Here is a 15100-nt window from a genome sequence, read left to right as displayed (position 1 = left end):
GTGTAATTCTGCGGCGCTGCTCGACGTATGATGTGGCGAAGATCCGCGACATCGTGCGCAGCGGTCTCGAGGAGCTCTCGCTCCGCCCGCACGGCCGGACGCTCATCAAGCCGAACGTCGTCGCCTCCGGCGCGCACTTCCCTCACGCCTATACGCGGCCCGAGTTCATCGAGGGGGTGATCGGCGCGCTCAAGGATCGCGACGACGGGCGCGTGACCGAGCTCGCCGTCGGCGAGCGGTGCGGCATCACGCTGCCGACCCGGATGACGTACGAGGGCGCCGGCTACTACCCCATGTTCCGGCGGACGGGGGTCAAGCACTACCACTTCGAGGAAGAGCAGCAGGTCGAGATCCCGCTCACGCACGAGGGCCGGCTGCGCGACTACGTGTTCACGCCGGAGCCGGTCGCCAAGGCCGACTTCTTCGTGAACTGCCCCAAGTTCAAGTCGCACCCCTGGACCACCGTGACCTTCTCGATGAAGAACTACATCGGGATCCAGGACGACCGTCATCGCCTCATCGATCACGATCACCGGCTGAACGAGAAGGTCGCCGACCTCCAGTACATCGTGCAGCCGCAGTTCATCGCGATCGACGCGATCACCGCCGGCGAGGGCCGGATGCTGACGCCGTCGCCGTTCGACCTGGGCCTCATCATCATGGGGAACAACCAGGTCGCCTTCGACGCGGTCTGCTGTCAGATCATCGGCGTCGATCCGCGGAGCGTCGAGCACATCCGCCTGGCCGCGGAGCGCGGGTTCGGCCCGATGGACCTCGGCGACATCGAGATCACGGGGGACGTGACGCTCGAGGAGGCGCAGCAGAAGGCCAGGGGGTTCAAGGTGGGCCTCGTCCGCGTCGAGAAGTACTTCGAGGGCACGAACATCACCGCCTACGCCGGCTCGCCGCCCGAGCCCGAGCACACCGACTACTGCTGGGGCGGCTGTCCGGGGGCGATCGAGGAGGCGATCGAGATCCTGCGCGAGTACGACAAGGAGTGCGACGCGAAGATGCCGCGGATGCACGTGGTGTTCGGCGCCTACGAGGGCCCGATCGACGCGAAGCCGGGCGAGAAGGTCGTCTTCATCGGCGACTGCGCGACGTACAAGGGCAAGATCGGCGATCAGCTGATCAGCATCGACAGCCTGTACCGCGAGCGGAGCGCGCGGGACCCGTACACCGCGAAGCACGACGACGTCATCGCGAAGATGGTGAAGGTGACGACCAAGCTCGCGATGGCCAGGAACGAGAGCGTCATCCGGCTCGAGGGCTGCCCCGTGAGCGTGGCAGAGCAGGTGCTCACGCTGGTCACGCTGGGCAAGACGAAGAACCCCTACTTCGCCGCCGACCAGGTGCTCGAGTTCAACAAGGCGTACGTCGCGTGGCGCGGGGCCTCGCTCGCGAAGCGCCTCTCCGGCAAGCCCTACCAGGTCCACGGGGCGTGCTCGCGCGGCGCGGCGGCCCCCGAGCTCCCGTCGGAGCCGCCTAGCCCGCCGGCCGCAGAGTGAGATCGAAGAGGACCTCGATCTCGTCCCGCACCTTGAACGCCCCGAGCGGCCCCTTGACCTCGCGCACGCCGAGCGCAGCCAGCGAGAGCTGACAGCTCCCCGTCACCCCGATGGCCCCCTCGCCGCGATCGCGCGAGGACAGGCGCGCCGCGAGCGCGGCGCTGCCCGAGGCGATCTTGACGCGCACGTCGGCGCGATCCCGCGCGGTCCCCGAGGCGCGGACGTCCACGAGCTCGGTGCCCCCGAGCACCTCGTCCCGGAGGCGCCGCTCGATGTCGCGGCGATCCCCGGCCGAGAGCGCCTCCGGGTCGAGGCGGTCGCCGCGCAGCACCCCCGCGACGCGGAGCGCGGCCGCGCGAACCGCGAGCTCGGCTGTCCACGCGTCGCCGTCGAGCCGCGCTCGACCGCTCAGGTCGGACGCGGTGATCTCCAGGTCGTGCGCCAGGCGCGCGAGCATCCCGACGGCGCGGGTGCGGATCGTCAGGCGGGACGCAGAAGGGTCGAGGTTCAGCTCGTTCAATGGATGACGCTCCTTGCCGGCATCATGCCGAAAAACAGGGACGGAGCGCGCTCCCTCAGCGGCGCTTCGAGCGTCGCGGTCCGTCAGGGACGAGCACGTACCGGCTCGACGCGGGCTCGGGCTGCCGGAGGAGCTCGGCGCGGAGCAGCGCTTCCGCGAGCCGCGCCTCGATGATCTCGTCCGTGACGCCCGGCTCGAGGGTCACCACCGCGGCCTGGATGTCGCGCGCCAGGGCGTCGAACTCCGCGCTGTCGAAGGCATAGATGTCGTCGGGGAACAGGAGCGCGAGCGGCTTGCGCTCCACCGCCGTGTTCGTCAGCGCCGCGAGGTCGCTCTCGACGATGAGCATGACGCGGGCCCGCAGGCACATCCCCCTGCACCGCGCCGCCAGTTCCTCCGCCGAGCCGACGAGCAGGACCGAACGAGGCGTGTTGACCGCCTTGGTGGCCTCGTCGTCGTTGTCAGTCATTCCTCGAAGAGTACGTGAACGAGCGAATGAAGCCATCCCCCTTGCGCTGGCGACGGCATCGACAAGGACGCGAAGCGGCCGGTCGGGACAGACCAGGACCGAGCACCCCCGCCGACCTGATCCGCAGCGCTACTCCTTGCACCGAGCCGCCGCGGCGAGCGTGAGGAGGAGGGCGCCGAGCGCGAGCAGGCCGGCGCTCGCCGGCTGCCCGAGGCCGAGCGGCGGAGGCCCGCCGAGGAGGTTGACGGCGTTGCCCCGCGGCATGAGCGCGCCGACGACCCCGGCCGAGCCCCCGAGCAGGAAGTCGGCGGCGAGCGGCACGAAGCGACCGTGGCCGCGCCGGAGGAACGTCGCGCCGAGCGAGAACCAGCCAGCGTAGGCCGCTCCGGTGAGCGCGCCGATCCACCCACTGATGAACACGTCTCGGACGAACGGCGCAGCGCCGGGGCTGTGGGCGATCACCACGACGACGACGGCGAGCAACGCGCCGACGAGGGCGGCCGAAAGGGCTGCGGCGAGGGCGATGCCCAGCGCGACATGATGGGACGAGGCGCCGAAGCGAGCCGCCGGCCAGGCCGCTTCGCGCAGCGCGGTCCGGTCGGCTGCGTCGGCGGCGAGGGCGAAGACCGTGAGCGGCGTGACGAGGCGGAACGTGGCGAGCAACGCCCGGTCCACGGCCCCGGAGGAGCCAAACGCTACCTCGATGACCGCGGCCGCGACCGCGAGCGCGACGCCGAGGCCGAGCGCCAGCAGCGGGCGTCGCGCCCGGAGGCGGCCGAGGGCCATCTCCACCCCGAGCCGGACGGCGATCAGCGCGGGCGTCTTCCGCTCGAAGGCCGCCTCCGGGGGCGGCCGCGGCGGCACGGCGGCGATCGGAGCGCGTTCACCGAGCATCGTGGCGTCCTGTCTCCGGGGGGCGCGGCGCGCCGTCGGCCAGCGGCGGATCCGCCCCCGTCTGTCCGCCGGCAGCGGCGTCGCCGGGAGCCACCGGCAGCATGCCGGCGGGCGCCGGGCCAGGCGGCGGATCGGACGGCGCCGGGCCAGGCGGCGGATCGGACGGCGCCGGGCCGGGCGGCGCCGGGGCGCCGAACGCCGCCACGGCGACCGGCCCATGGGGCGGCGCGGCGGGCAGCGGCGCGGCGCCGGCCCCGGGGGCGCCAAACGGGCGGCGCGGGCGAACGGCCGCCAGGTGCAGCGCGGTCGCCGCCCTCACGTCGTGCATCGACGGCGCGGGAGAAGCGATCGCGGCGAGCGTGACGTCCTCCCGGGCGGCCGCATCCAGGATCGCGAGCGCCGCCGCCTCCCGGTCCGCAGCCCGGATCCGCAGCGTCGAGGAGGCGTCCGGCGGCCCCTGCTCCCACGCGCACGCGCACACGGCGGGAGCGCTCGCGAGCGCCGCGGCGAGCGCGCGGGCCCCGGGAGCGTCGGGCCCCCGCTCGTGGAGGAGCACGTGGAGCTCGACCTCGGTCCTGGCCGCCCCGGGCGCGGCCACGCTCGGGGCGCCAGCGAGGCGGTCGCCGTCACCGGGCTCGGTCCGGGCGATGACGCCGCGGTCGAGCACGTGGATGCGATCGGCGAGGGCCCTCGCGTCGGCGGTCGAGGACGTGATCAGCACGACACAGGCGCCGCCGGCCGCGAGCGCGCGGAGGCGCTCCCGGACCGGCTCCGGCGACGGCACGGCCACGTCGGCGAACGGCTCGACGAGGCAGATCAGGAGCGGCTGCGGCACGCCAAGGGCGAGCGATAGCTCGACGGCCCGGGCCTCCGCGAAGCTCAGCGACGCCTTGCGACGGCCCAGGAGCGGCGCGACGCCGAGCGGCTCGAGCAGCGCCGCCGCGCCGCTCGAGGGCGCGCCGCGGGCCCGGAGCGCCACGGACATCGAGGACGCCACCGACGCGCCGTCGGGCAGCTCCGGGGCGGCGGCGAGCACGCCGATCCGCGCCCGCGCCGCGGCGCTCCGGAACGGCTCGCGCCCGGCCACGAGGACGCGGCCGGCGAGCGGCGCGGCACGCCCCGCGAGCAGCTCGGCGAGGGCCAGCGTCCCGTCCTCCGGCGCGCCGAGGACAGCGTGCACGCCAGCGCCGAGCGCCGCCGTCGCGCCGACGAGGCTGCCGCGGGGGCGCCCCGCCTCGCCGGCGCCGTCGCGCGCGCGCACCCCCTCGAGCACCACGATGGGCGCGCCCGGGATCATCCGGCCGGGCCCCCCGCCGCGCGGGCCGCGAAGGAGAGGAACGCGCCGAGCGCGCCCGGGATCGACCACCTCGCGTCGCCGGCCAGGTCGGCGAGGGCCCAGGGGATGAAGGTCAGCGCCAGGAACAGGGCGCGCCCTCGCGCGCCGGCGACGCGGCCGCTCGCCGCGGCGAGACCGCCGAGCGTCACGCCGGAGACGGCGCCGAAGAGGGCGAGCGCGGCGCCGAAGGCGAGGTGCTGCAGCGCCAGGAGCGCCGAGCCGGAGAGGAGCGCCGCGAGCACGGAGAGCGCGGCCAGCGGGAGCGCGATGACCCGCGCGATCTCGAGCATCGCGGCGAGGCTGCGCGCGCCGTGGAGCGACGCCCGCGAGATCCCCCGCGCCGCGGCGAGCGCCTCGATGCCGTCGCGGCGGTCGGCCGCGGGCCGATCGTGCGCCGCGGCGAGGGCGATGGGGCCAGCCGCCGCCCACGCGAGCCCGCGCGCCGCGGACCCGAGCAGCCCCTCCAGCGAGGTCGTCCCGTCGTCCAGCCGGAGCACGAGCGCCATGGCGCCGTATCCGAGCGAGATCAGCGCGGCCACGGCGAGCCCGAGCCGCCCGCCGCCCGCGCCGCGGAGCCGCGCGCAGGCCAGCGCGACGGCGCCGCGCAGCGCCCTCCGGACCACCGCGCGCCGCCGCGCAAGGTCGTCCGGACGCTTGCTCGGCGCGTCGCGCGGTTCGGGGTCGTGCGGGCTGATCATCGGGGAGCGTGCGGGCAGAGCGGTGGCGACGCGCGCTGCTAGCGCTGCCCTTCCAGGCGCGCGGGCGCAAGGCCAATGTGCCATGGCCCGAGCGCGCCGCTGGAATGTGGTCGCCGCCGCGCGACGGCGCCACCCCCTCCGCGACCGTGGCACCTCGGCAGCGCTCGCCGGAGAGCGGGGTGCGCGCGCTCCTCGCGACGCGCCGCCGCACGCCCGCGCCCGCGCCCGCGGCTAGTCGTACGAGAGCCCGCGGCGGCCCTTGTGCTTGCGCTTGCGCTCCTTGTCGGCGACGCCGATCTTCCCCCACTCGTACGTGACGCGGCGACGGAAGGCGCCGAGCGCATCGCCGCCGTAGAGAAAGAGCTCGCGCGGGGAGTCCGTCTCCCCGAGCGTCGGCTCCCAGAGGTCCGACGGGACGAACGCGAGCAGCACGGGCGCGCTGAAGCGCATCCGGGCGACGAGGAGCCCGCACATCGACTTGTCGCCGGGGCGCGCGCGCTTCGCGCGCTTGCCGCGCCCGCGCGGGTCCGCCTTCGCGCCGCCCGGACGCGCGCAGCCGCCGCCGAGCACGAGCTCCTCGTTGCCGCGGGGGTGCCAGGTCCAGGTGCGCTCCACCTTGAACGCGTCCTCGGCCGCCCCGGGACCGGCCGCGGCGCGCACCTCCTCCGGCGCGAGCAGCGAGAGCTGCGCCGCCGCGCGCGCGTCGAAGAGCGGCTCCAGCCGGAGCGGACGATCGCGCGTCACCTCGAGCACCACCTCGAAGCTATTCACCTCCCCGGCGCAGCAGCGCACGCCGACCTCGGGGCGGCGCGTGTCGGGCTTGACGCCGCGCCCGTGGGCGCAGCGCCCCACGAGATCGCCCGTCGGCCCGTTGCCCCCGCGCAGCGTGACGAGCCCCGGCTTGCTGCTGTCCCGCAGCCACTGGCTCGAGGTCCAGGTCCACACGCCGCCGTGCAGATCGTGCACCCCGAACCCGCTCACGCACCCGGCGTTCACCCCGTTGGGCGTCAGCACCCGGCTCTGCCCGGTCGCGCACGCCGAGGCCTTGTACGCGTCGCCGTACTCGTAGGTGGTGTTCGCCGGCCCCTTGCAGGCCCGCTCGATCTCGAGCTCCGTGCAGAGGCGCTTGCCCTGCGCCTCGCAGAGCGCGCGCGCCTCGTCCTGCGTGACGTTCGTGGTCGGGATGGCGCCGACCTCGTTGGGGTACGAGAAGACGTCGATGTAGAAGCCGTGCATCACGACCTGCGCGCCCTCCATCTCCTCGTCGGCGATGCGCGGCAGGCGGTCCGGCGGCGTGCCCGCGATGAGCACGCCCTTCGGGACCCACGCCATGCCGGGGCGCGGCTCCGGCTCGGTGTGGTCCACGTCCCAGGGCGGCGCGGCGTCGAGATCGGCGTCCGTGCCCGGCGAGCCGCCGCCGCGATCGCAGCCGAGGGAGGCCGCGATCAGCCCGGCGAGCGACACGGCGGCCGCGAGGGCCTTCCCCCTCGGCGTGCGGACGGAGCGCGGCTCGCCAGGGACCACGGGCTCACTCGGGGTCGCGCTCGCGGAGGTTCAGCTCCTTCATCTTGAGCTGGAGCCCCTTGCGCGAGATCTTGAGCAGCCGCGCCGCGTGCGTGACGTTGCCGTGCGTCTGCTTGAGGGCGCGCTCGATGAGGTCGCGCTCGAGCTTGCTCATGGCCGCCTTGACCTGCTCCTTGAGGCCGTCGAGGGTCGACGGGGCGAGGGAGGTGTCCGCGGCCGTCGCCGCGAGCGGCAGCGACGCGCCGGGCGTCGACGGGGCGCCGCTGCGGATCTCCTCCGGCAGGTCGTCGAGGCGGATGCGCGAGCCGTCGGCGAAGAGCAGCGCGCGCTCGACGACGTTCTCGAGCTCGCGGATGTTCCCCGGCCAGGCGTGCGACGACAGGCGCTCGAGCGCCTCGGGCTCGATGCCCTCGATGCTCTTCTTGAGGCGCGCGTTGAACTTGGCGACGAAGTGCGCGCAGAGGTGGGGGATGTCGCTCCGCCGGTCGCGCAGCGCCGGGAGCGCGATCGGGACGACGTTGAGCCGGTAGAAGAGGTCTTCGCGGAACGTGCCCGCCGCGATCTCGCGCTTGAGGTCGCGGTTCGTGGCGGCGACGAGGCGGACGTCGACGTGGATGGTCTTGATGCCCCCGACCCGCTCGAACTCGCTCTCCTGGAGCACGCGCAGGAGCTTCACCTGCATCTCGTTCGGGATCTCGCCGATCTCGTCGAGGAAGAGCGTGCCGCCCGAGGCGAGCTCGAAGCGCCCCGGCTTGGAGGCGACCGCGCCGGTGAAGGCCCCGCGCTCGTAGCCGAAGAGCTCGGACTCCATGAGATCCTTCGGGATCGCCGCGCAGTTGACCTTGATGAACGGCCGGTCGCGCCGGCTGGAGTTCTCGTGAAGCGCGCGCGCGACGAGCTCCTTCCCGGTGCCGCTCTCGCCGCTGATGAGCACCGTCGTCGGCGTGTCGGCGACCCGCTCCAGGATCGCGTAGAGCTCCTGGATGGGCGGGCTCTCGCCGATGATGCCGAACCGGTCGGAGCCCCCCCGGGGCAGCGCGGCGGAGACGTCCCGCGTCGCGTCCGCGCTCGCGAGGTCCCGGGTGCGGAGCGCCTTCTTCACGACGACGCGCACCTCGTTCTGATCGAACGGCTTCGTGATGTAGTCGAACGCGCCCGTCTTCAGCGCCTCGACGGCGTTGTCGACGGTCCCGTGCGCCGTGAGGAGCACGACAGGCCGCGAGGGGTCGTCGCGGAGCGCCGCCCGGAGCAGGTCCATGCCGTCGACCTTGGGCATCCGGAGATCGGTGATGACCAGATCGATGTGGTGCTCCTTCAGGAAGGCGAGACCTTCCTCGCCGTCTTCCGCGGTGTGGACCTCGTAGCCATCCCGGCCGAGCTGGGCGCTGAGGACGCGCCGGAGGTTCGCCTCGTCATCCACGACGAGGATCTGCTTCTTTTCGGGGAGCATCACCGGGCGAGACTAGCAGAACCGGCAACCGGGCAAGCGTCGGGACCGCCCCCCGGCGGCTCCATGCGCCCGCGCCGCCCGCCCGGGGCCCGCGGCGCGCGTCAGGGCGCGGGGCGAGCGCCGTCCGCCGGCGCGCGGACGGGCTGCCCCTTGGCGGCTCGCCTGGCCCGGCGGCTCGGCTTGCCGGTCCGGCAGGCCGAACGCATTGCCTCGGCGTCCGCCGTGATGCCTTTTTCTCGCTGCCGGCGAAACGGATCAGTATGCTGCGCCCACTTCTCGTGGAGGGCGGCTCGGATGCGTGTGCTTCGGACTTGGCTGGTCGGTCTCGGCGCGGGGATGTTCCTCGCCGCGGGGTTGGCCGTAGCAGGAGATCCGGCCATCGAGTACCCCGAGTGCAACCGCACGCCGACGGCGGCTGACCTGGAAGGCGCCAAGGGCGCGCACAAGGCCGCCACCCAGTTCTACGAGCGGGCTGACTACGACCGCGCCATCCAGTACTGGAAGGACGTCTACAAGCTCGACTGCACGGCGCACGGCGCGCTCATCAACATCGCCAACGCGTACGAGAAGAAGGGCGACCGCGCCGAGGCGGTGGTCGCGCTGGAGACGTACCTGGCCCGCACGCCGGACGCGAGCGACGCGCAGACGATCCAGGACAAGATCCAGAACCTCAAGAACTCCATCCGGCCGGCGCCGACGCCGACCGCGAGCGAGTCCGCGTCGGCGCCGGTGCCGCCTCCGCCCCTCCCCACCGCCTCGGCGGCCCCGAGCCACACCGTGGAGGTGCCTCCGCCGCAGCCTCCTCACGGCTACACGCCGTGGATCGTCACGGGCGCCGGCGTCGTCACCCTGCTGGTCGGCGGGATCCTGACCTCGAGCGGCTTCGCCGACATCAGCGCCGCCGAGGAGAGCTGTCCGTTCCGCGTCAACTGCGAGCCGGACGTCGCCGACCAGGGCAACCAGGGCCGCACGTACGTGACGGTCGGCGGGGTGCTCCTCGGGCTGGGCGCCGCCGGGGTCGCGGGTGGTCTGATCTGGGAGCTCGGGTTCAACCAGCCCCGGACCCCCTCCGGCCTGCTCGCGCCCGCCGCCAAGCTGCGGCTGACCCCGGTCGCCGGCCCGGGCGCGGCCGGGCTCGGCGTGTCCGGCCGCTTCTGAGCGCCGACACCCCGGCGAAACGCTGATCCTGGCGGGCGCCGGGGCTCTGTGAGCTGGCGTCCTGGCCGGCCGAGGCGCGCCGTTGCGAGCACGCTGGCGAGCGGGCGAGCGCCCGCCACCGCATCGTTTACTCTACTTCCGTGCGTCTCAGCTCCTCCGCCCGCTCCCTCCTGACACGGCGTTGTCTGAACGTCATTGCGCTTCCCGGCGCCCTCGCGATCGCCGCAGCGGCGGTGCTCGTCAGCGCCGGCGAGAGCCCTGCGCCCGCGCTCTCGCGGGTCGGCCGCCTGCTCGTGCCGGCGGCCCTCGCGGCTCCGGGTGCGCGCTCCTCCCCGGCCAAGGTGGCGATCCTCGCTTCCACGCCGGGGGCAGCCAGGAGCACGCTCCACATCGCCGCTGTGGGCGGCAAAAAGGCTGGCCCCGCGCTCGCCACGCTCCAGCACCTGAGCGATGCGGTCGTCCGCGCCCGCGTCGTGCCGCGGACGTCGATCGTCGTCGCGACCGCCGACACGAGCCCGTCCCGCGATCGCTCGTTCAACGCGAGCCTCTTCCGGATCGAGCCGCACGCGGAGCCGGTCGCGCTCTGCGACGGCGTGGTGCACGCGAGCCGACCGCTGGTCACCGCCGCGGGGCGCGTCTTCGTCTCGCGCGGCGTCGCCGGTCCGGAGCCGCCGCTCGACGGCGACCTCGCGCGGCTCCGGGTCGACACGCTGACCATCGACGAGATCGACCTCGCCAACGGCGCGAGCCGCACCGTGCACAGCGTCGCGGGCCACCTCGCCTTCCTCGCCGGCGAGTGGAGAGGCGACCTCGTGATCTACCGCGTGGCGCCGGGGTCCGCTGACATCGTCCTCGTGAACCCCGACACCGGCGCGACGCGCGTGGTTGTCCCGTCGCTCCCGCCGTTCGCGCGCGATTTCTCGATCGACGCGGCGACGGCCGCGCTCGTGTTCCAGAACCGGCACGAGGTCGACCCCGGCACGTGGGTGATCGACCAGCTCGACCTCAGGAGCGGCAAGCGCGCCCGGCTCGAGACGAGCGCGAGCAACGGCCTCGCCCCGCACGCCTGGCCGGGCGGCGGGCTCGCGTACACGCCGGATCGCGCCGCCGGGCTCCTCGTGGTCGGCGCCCGCGCCGCGATCCGCGGCCCGCTCGGCGCCGGCGTCGACGCCATCCAGGCGGTCTCGCCGGACGCGTCGTGGGTGGCCGCGCTGCACACGAACCCGTCCGCGTTCGCGGTGCCCTTCGCGATCCACGCGGCGAGCGGCGAGGTCGCCGCGATCCCCGCGCCGCCCGGAGCGCGCATCGCCGTCGCCGGCTTCACGACGGCGAAGGAGGAGCAGCGATGAGCCGCCGCCTCGTCATCCCGGCCGCGCTCGCCGCGGCCGCGCTGGTCGCGCCCGCCGCCCGCGCCGCGTACTGCCCCTGCTTCACCGCGTCGAGCGCCTACAACGAGCGCGGCTGCGCCGTCGACGCCGTGCCCGGGACCAACCCCTCCGTCGCGGAGTGGAACGCCATCTTCGATCGCGTCTCGCGGGGTCCCGAGGCCTGGGGAGACGACGGCCCCGCCGCGTTCGTCTTCGGCCAGGGCTGCGGCCTGCCCGAGGCGCGGCGCGACGTCCTCGCCACCTTCCCCTGCGAGCTGCTGAAGGCGATCGCCATGCAGGAGTCGGGCTGGCAGCAGTTCTGCGCGCCGGACCGGCCCATGGACCAGGCAGGGGGGAGCTCGCGGACGATCATCTCGTTCGACTGCGGCTACGGCGCCGCCCAGGTCACGAGCGGCATGCGGAGCGGCGACAGCCCGGATTTCGATGCGCGCCGCGTGGCCGCCGACCCGACCTACAACGCGGCGACCGGCGCGCGCATCCTGGCCATGAAGTGGAGGGCCACGCGCTGCGTCGGCGACCAGCAGCCGGCGATCATCGAGCACTGGTACAGCGCCCTGTGGGCCTACAACGGCCTCTCGTACGTCAACAACCCGAACAACCCCAACTACGACGCGGGCCGCGGCGTCTACGATCCGGCGATCGGCGGCGCCGCGCCGTACCAGGAGCGGGTGCTTGGCCGGGTGGAGCACACCGGGGGGCGCTGGGAGGGGACCGAGGTCGCGTACCCGGACCCGGGCGAGATCGGCGGCAACAGCGCGCCGGCCGCGCTCTCCGATCCGCGCTGCGCGTCGCCGACGGACTGCACGCGAACGCGCCCTCTCCACGTCACCCGCTGCGTGGACAGCGGCGGCGAGACGGGCGGCGGAGGCGACGGCGCGGGCGGCGATGGCGGCGTGGCCAGCAGCGGCGGCGCGGGCGGCGTGGCCGGCAGCGGCGGCGCGGGCGGCGGTGGCGCCGGGGGAACGGACGGGAGCGCGGGCGGCGCGCCCGTCACGGCGGGCCAGGGGGGCGCGGGCGCCTCGCCGAACGACGAGGGGAACGGCGAGGAGGACGAGACCACCTCGACGGTTGGCATCTACGGCCGGTGCGCCTGCGACGTCCCCGGGAGCGGCGCCGCCGCCGGCGCGGCGTCCTGGCTGGCGCTCGCAGCCGGAGCGCTCGCCGCGGCGTGGCGGCGGAGGCTTCCTGGGCGCCGCCGCGCGGACTAACCTCGACGATCATGCCGCCTTCGCTCGGCTCCGAGCTCATCGCCGCGTGGGCTGCCCGGCGAGGCCTCGCCTTCACCCCGCGCCCCGACGAGGCCTGGTTCCGCCGCTGGGAGCCGTACGACACGATCGCGCCCCCCTCCGCTTACCTCGCCGCGTGCACGTGGACGGCGAACCCCGGGCACGCGGTGATCGCCGAGCCCTGGTACGCGGACGGCGACGCCGAGCCGATCGAGCGATCGCTGCTCGGCTTCGCGACGCACCCGGGGCTCCGGCGCCGCGCCGCGATGCGCGTCGGCGAGCACTTCCTGACGCGCGTCGCCTTCATCGAGAGCCCTCCCCCGCCCCGGGTCGTCCTCGGCGACGCGGTCTGGGACGCCCACGTGACGACCTTCGCCGCCTCCGAGCGCGACGCCGCCGCCGCGTTCCACCCGCGCCTGCGCAAGCTCCTCGCCCGCCGCGGCTTCCAGGGGCACCTCGAGCTGCGCTCCGGCGGGCTCGTGGTTCACTGCGCCGGCCTGCGCCCCGTCCCGGAGCACTACGATCGGCTGCTCGGGGTGGTGCGCGAGATCGTCAACGCGGCGGTCAACGCGGCGCCGACGTAGCTGCTGGCGGCGCCGGCCGCCCCCCCGGCGGCCTGCCCTGTCGACGCGTCCGCCGCGCCGTTCTAAGCTCCCTGATCATGGCCAAGGTCCTGGTCGTCGAGGATGAGCCGGCGATCGCCGAATCCATCGCTTACTTCCTGCGGCGCGACGGGTTCGCGGCCACCGTCGCCACCACGCTCGCGACCGCGGAGCGGGAGTTCGACAAGGCGGACCTCATCATCCTCGACCTGATGCTCCCCGACGGCAGCGGCTTCGACCTCATCGGCCAGGTGCGGCGGAGCGAGGCGCACGCCGCGATCATCGTCCTGTCGAGCCGCGACAGCGAGGCCGACCGCGTCGCCGCGCTCGAGACAGGCGCCGACGACTACGTGACCAAGCCGTTCTCGCCCCGGGAGATCGTGGCGCGGGTGCGCGCCGTCCTGCGCCGCGCCGCGCGGCCCTCGCTGCCCAGCGCCGCCCCCGCGCCGCTGCCGCTCATGGTCGACGAGGCCACGCGGCGGGCGCACGTCAACGGCCAGAAGGTCGACCTCACCCGCGTCGAGTTCGATCTGCTCGCCTGCATGCTCGCCGCGCCGGGCAGGGTCTTCACGCGCGCGCAGCTCATCGACCGCGTCTGGGGCGACGGGTTCGCGATCACCGACCGGACCATCGACTCGCACGTGAAGGGGCTCCGGAAGAAGGTCGTCGAGGCCGGGGGCGACGCGGACCTCATCGAGACGGTGCGCGGCGTGGGCTACCGCGTCACGGACAAGCCGAGCCCCACGGAAGGCGGCGACTGAAGCATGCTGCGCCTCGTCGTCACCGCGGCGGCGGCGGTCTCGATCATCCTGCTCGTCGCGCTGTTCGCCTCGCGCCTCGTCCGCGCCCGGACGGCCGGGATGAGCATCCGGATGCAGATCTTCATCGCGCTCGGCGGCATCGTCGGCGCGTTCGCGTTCGGGCTCGGGCTGCTCGTCATCGATCGCATCGAGGCGCGCGCGACGCTGCTCGCGGAGGGCAGCGCGCGCGACGAGGCGGCCGCGTTCGCCGCCGTCGCAGCGATGGAGATGGAGGTCCGCGGCGTCGAGCTGGCGGCGGTGCGCGCGCTCGACGGCGAGGCCAACGGACCCGCCGCCCAGAACATCGCGCTGCTCGACCCGGAGGGCCGCGTGCTCCGGGCGCGCGGCGCCTCGCCGGGCGAGCCCGGGACCGTCTTCGTGACCGCGCCCATCGAGGTCCGCGGCCGGCGCGTCGGGAGCGTGCAGGTCGTCAAGCCGACCATCGTGGTGCAGCGCATGGTCGCCGACTTCGCCCCGCCGATCCTCGTGCTCAGCACGGTGCTCGGCGCCGCGGCGGCGCTCTCGTCGTTCCTGATCGGCCGCACCATCGCGACGCCGATCGAGGCGCTCACCGAGTTCGCGGTGCGCGTGAGCGAGGGGGAGGTGCGCGCCGCGCCGCCGCCTGCGCAGGGCCGCGAGGTGCAGCGGCTCACGCGCGCCATCGACTCGATGCGGCGCCAGCTCGAGGGCCGCCCGTTCGTCGAGACCTTCGCCGCGGATCTCTCGCATGAGCTGAAGAACCCGGTCGCGGCGATCCGCGCGAGCGCGGAGGTGCTCTCCGAGGGGGCGCTCGACGATCCCGAGGAGGCGGCCCGCTTCGTCGCCCGCATCCGCGAGGCGATCACGCGCATCGAGGCGCTCCTCGGGGAGCTCCTGTCGCTCGCGCGCCTCGAGGCGCGCGGCGTGGAGCAGGCCGCGGTCGTCGACCTCGTCGCGATCGCGCAGAGCGCCGCGGCGCGGGCGCGAGAGCGCGGCTCCCGCGTCGAGCTCGACGCGCCGAGCTCGGCGGCCGTGCGCGGCGACGAGCAGTGGCTGTCGCGCGCGCTCGACAACCTGCTCGACAACGCGCGCACGCACGGCGACGCCGCGGCCCCCGTGCGGATCGCGCTTTCCCGCCTGGGTGGACAGGTCACGATCTCGATCCGCAACCGCGGCGAGATCGGGCGGCACGTCGCTGGCCGGCTGTTCCGCAGGTTCGTGACGACCCGCGCCGACCGGGGCGGCACCGGGCTCGGCCTCGCGATCGTCAAGGCGATCGCCGAGGCCCACAGCGGCTCGGCCGAGTGCACCCACCGCGGGCCGCCCGAGGTCGAGTTCAGGCTCTCGCTGCCGGGCGCCTGATCCCGCGCCGCCGTGAGCTCCCCCGCCCCTCCCCGGCCCCGGCGCTCATCCTGGTTTCCGGAAGGTTTCCTCGACTTGACGGCGCGCAAGATCGGTGGTCCGCAGGCGCCGGCGACGGTCGGGCGAGGCGGTCCGAGGCGCTCGCGCCGACCTCTCGAGCCGAGCCCCTTGAGCTCTCCGGCGTCA

14 protein-coding genes are annotated in these 15100 nt (G+C 74.6%); 7 read left to right on the top strand and 7 right to left on the bottom strand.

The window, feature by feature from the left end; genetic code table 11:
- Positions 1 to 32: 32 nt before the first annotated feature.
- On the top strand, positions 33 to 1508 hold the full coding sequence (locus WME85_RS15470) for a DUF362 domain-containing protein (protein ID WP_437839015.1): 1476 nt from the start codon (positions 33 to 35) through the stop codon (positions 1506 to 1508).
- On the opposite strand, the gene WME85_RS15465 is transcribed toward WME85_RS15470, so the two are convergent.
- The 7 genes from WME85_RS15465 to WME85_RS15435 all read right to left on the bottom strand — a co-directional run bounded on the left by WME85_RS15465 (position 1486) and on the right by WME85_RS15435 (position 8399).
- The gene (locus WME85_RS15465) at positions 1486 to 2028 is read right to left on the bottom strand and encodes a hypothetical protein (protein ID WP_437839013.1); all 543 of its coding nucleotides are present in this window, start codon (positions 2026 to 2028) and stop codon (positions 1486 to 1488) included. The genes WME85_RS15470 and WME85_RS15465 overlap by 23 nt on opposite strands.
- A 55-nt stretch (positions 2029 to 2083) precedes the next feature.
- Positions 2084 to 2497, bottom strand: coding sequence for a hypothetical protein (locus WME85_RS15460; RefSeq protein WP_437309866.1), 414 nt, complete (start codon positions 2495 to 2497; stop codon positions 2084 to 2086).
- A 129-nt stretch (positions 2498 to 2626) separates the two neighbouring features.
- Positions 2627 to 3391 carry a hypothetical protein gene (locus WME85_RS15455; protein ID WP_437839012.1) on the bottom strand — a complete coding sequence of 255 codons (765 nt, stop codon included), beginning with the start codon at positions 3389 to 3391 and terminating at the stop codon, positions 2627 to 2629.
- Positions 3381 to 4688 carry an ABC transporter ATP-binding protein gene (locus WME85_RS15450; RefSeq protein WP_437839010.1) on the bottom strand — a complete coding sequence of 436 codons (1308 nt, stop codon included), beginning with the start codon at positions 4686 to 4688 and terminating at the stop codon, positions 3381 to 3383. The genes WME85_RS15455 and WME85_RS15450 overlap by 11 nt, the downstream gene beginning before the upstream one ends.
- Positions 4685 to 5425, bottom strand: a complete 741-nt coding sequence (locus WME85_RS15445) for a hypothetical protein (protein ID WP_437839008.1) — start codon at positions 5423 to 5425, stop codon at positions 4685 to 4687. The genes WME85_RS15450 and WME85_RS15445 overlap by 4 nt, the downstream gene beginning before the upstream one ends.
- Positions 5426 to 5656: 231 nt before the next feature.
- Positions 5657 to 6949, bottom strand: coding sequence for a formylglycine-generating enzyme family protein (locus tag WME85_RS15440; RefSeq protein ID WP_437839006.1), 1293 nt, complete (start codon positions 6947 to 6949; stop codon positions 5657 to 5659).
- Between the two features lie 4 nt (positions 6950 to 6953).
- Complete coding sequence (locus WME85_RS15435; RefSeq protein ID WP_437842305.1) at positions 6954 to 8399, bottom strand: sigma-54-dependent transcriptional regulator; 1446 nt, start codon at positions 8397 to 8399, stop codon at positions 6954 to 6956.
- Between the two features lie 300 nt (positions 8400 to 8699).
- Between WME85_RS15435 and WME85_RS15430 the strand changes: the two genes are divergently transcribed.
- The 6 genes from WME85_RS15430 (at position 8700) to WME85_RS15405 (ending at position 14914) form a co-directional block, all read left to right on the top strand.
- Positions 8700 to 9557, top strand: a complete 858-nt coding sequence (locus WME85_RS15430) for a tetratricopeptide repeat protein (protein ID WP_437839004.1) — start codon at positions 8700 to 8702, stop codon at positions 9555 to 9557.
- A 233-nt stretch (positions 9558 to 9790) separates the two neighbouring features.
- Positions 9791 to 10906 carry a hypothetical protein gene (locus tag WME85_RS15425; RefSeq protein ID WP_437839002.1) on the top strand — a complete coding sequence of 372 codons (1116 nt, stop codon included), beginning with the start codon at positions 9791 to 9793 and terminating at the stop codon, positions 10904 to 10906.
- Positions 10903 to 12153, top strand: a complete 1251-nt coding sequence (locus WME85_RS15420) for a hypothetical protein (RefSeq protein ID WP_437839000.1) — start codon at positions 10903 to 10905, stop codon at positions 12151 to 12153. The genes WME85_RS15425 and WME85_RS15420 overlap by 4 nt, the downstream gene beginning before the upstream one ends.
- Before the next feature lie 11 nt (positions 12154 to 12164).
- A complete protein-coding gene (locus tag WME85_RS15415) occupies positions 12165 to 12755 on the top strand; it encodes a hypothetical protein (protein WP_437838998.1) in 591 nt (196 codons plus the stop codon).
- A gap of 77 nt (positions 12756 to 12832) precedes the next feature.
- The gene (locus tag WME85_RS15410) at positions 12833 to 13534 is read left to right on the top strand and encodes a winged helix-turn-helix domain-containing protein (RefSeq protein ID WP_437838997.1); all 702 of its coding nucleotides are present in this window, start codon (positions 12833 to 12835) and stop codon (positions 13532 to 13534) included.
- A 3-nt stretch (positions 13535 to 13537) separates the two neighbouring features.
- The gene (locus WME85_RS15405; RefSeq protein WP_437309856.1) at positions 13538 to 14914 is read left to right on the top strand and encodes a histidine kinase dimerization/phospho-acceptor domain-containing protein; all 1377 of its coding nucleotides are present in this window, start codon (positions 13538 to 13540) and stop codon (positions 14912 to 14914) included.
- Positions 14915 to 15100: the final 186 nt, after the last annotated feature.

The sequence above is a fragment of the Sorangium sp. So ce1153 genome (assembly GCF_051521595.1).
Lineage (GTDB): Bacteria > Myxococcota_A > Polyangia > Polyangiales > Polyangiaceae > Sorangium.
Note: the sequence above shows the minus strand (reverse complement) of the source record. Positions and strands in the feature narration are given on the sequence as shown.

Bases quoted from the DNA above. Each gene is read 5' to 3' on its own strand.
- WME85_RS15460 (WP_437309866.1), bottom strand. From the start codon at position 2,497: ATGACTGACAACGACGACGAGGCCACCAAGGCGGTCAACACGCCTCGT.
- WME85_RS15455 (WP_437839012.1), bottom strand. From the start codon at position 3,391: ATGCTCGGTGAACGCGCTCCGATCGCCGCCGTGCCGCCGCGGCCGCCC.
- WME85_RS15450 (WP_437839010.1), bottom strand. From the start codon at position 4,688: ATGATCCCGGGCGCGCCCATCGTGGTGCTCGAGGGGGTGCGCGCGCGC.
- WME85_RS15445 (WP_437839008.1), bottom strand. From the start codon at position 5,425: ATGATCAGCCCGCACGACCCCGAACCGCGCGACGCGCCGAGCAAGCGT.
- WME85_RS15435 (WP_437842305.1), bottom strand. From the start codon at position 8,399: ATGCTCCCCGAAAAGAAGCAGATCCTCGTCGTGGATGACGAGGCGAAC.
- WME85_RS15420 (WP_437839000.1), top strand. From the start codon at position 10,903: ATGAGCCGCCGCCTCGTCATCCCGGCCGCGCTCGCCGCGGCCGCGCTG.
- WME85_RS15415 (WP_437838998.1), top strand. From the start codon at position 12,165: ATGCCGCCTTCGCTCGGCTCCGAGCTCATCGCCGCGTGGGCTGCCCGG.
- WME85_RS15410 (WP_437838997.1), top strand. From the start codon at position 12,833: ATGGCCAAGGTCCTGGTCGTCGAGGATGAGCCGGCGATCGCCGAATCC.
- WME85_RS15405 (WP_437309856.1), top strand. From the start codon at position 13,538: ATGCTGCGCCTCGTCGTCACCGCGGCGGCGGCGGTCTCGATCATCCTG.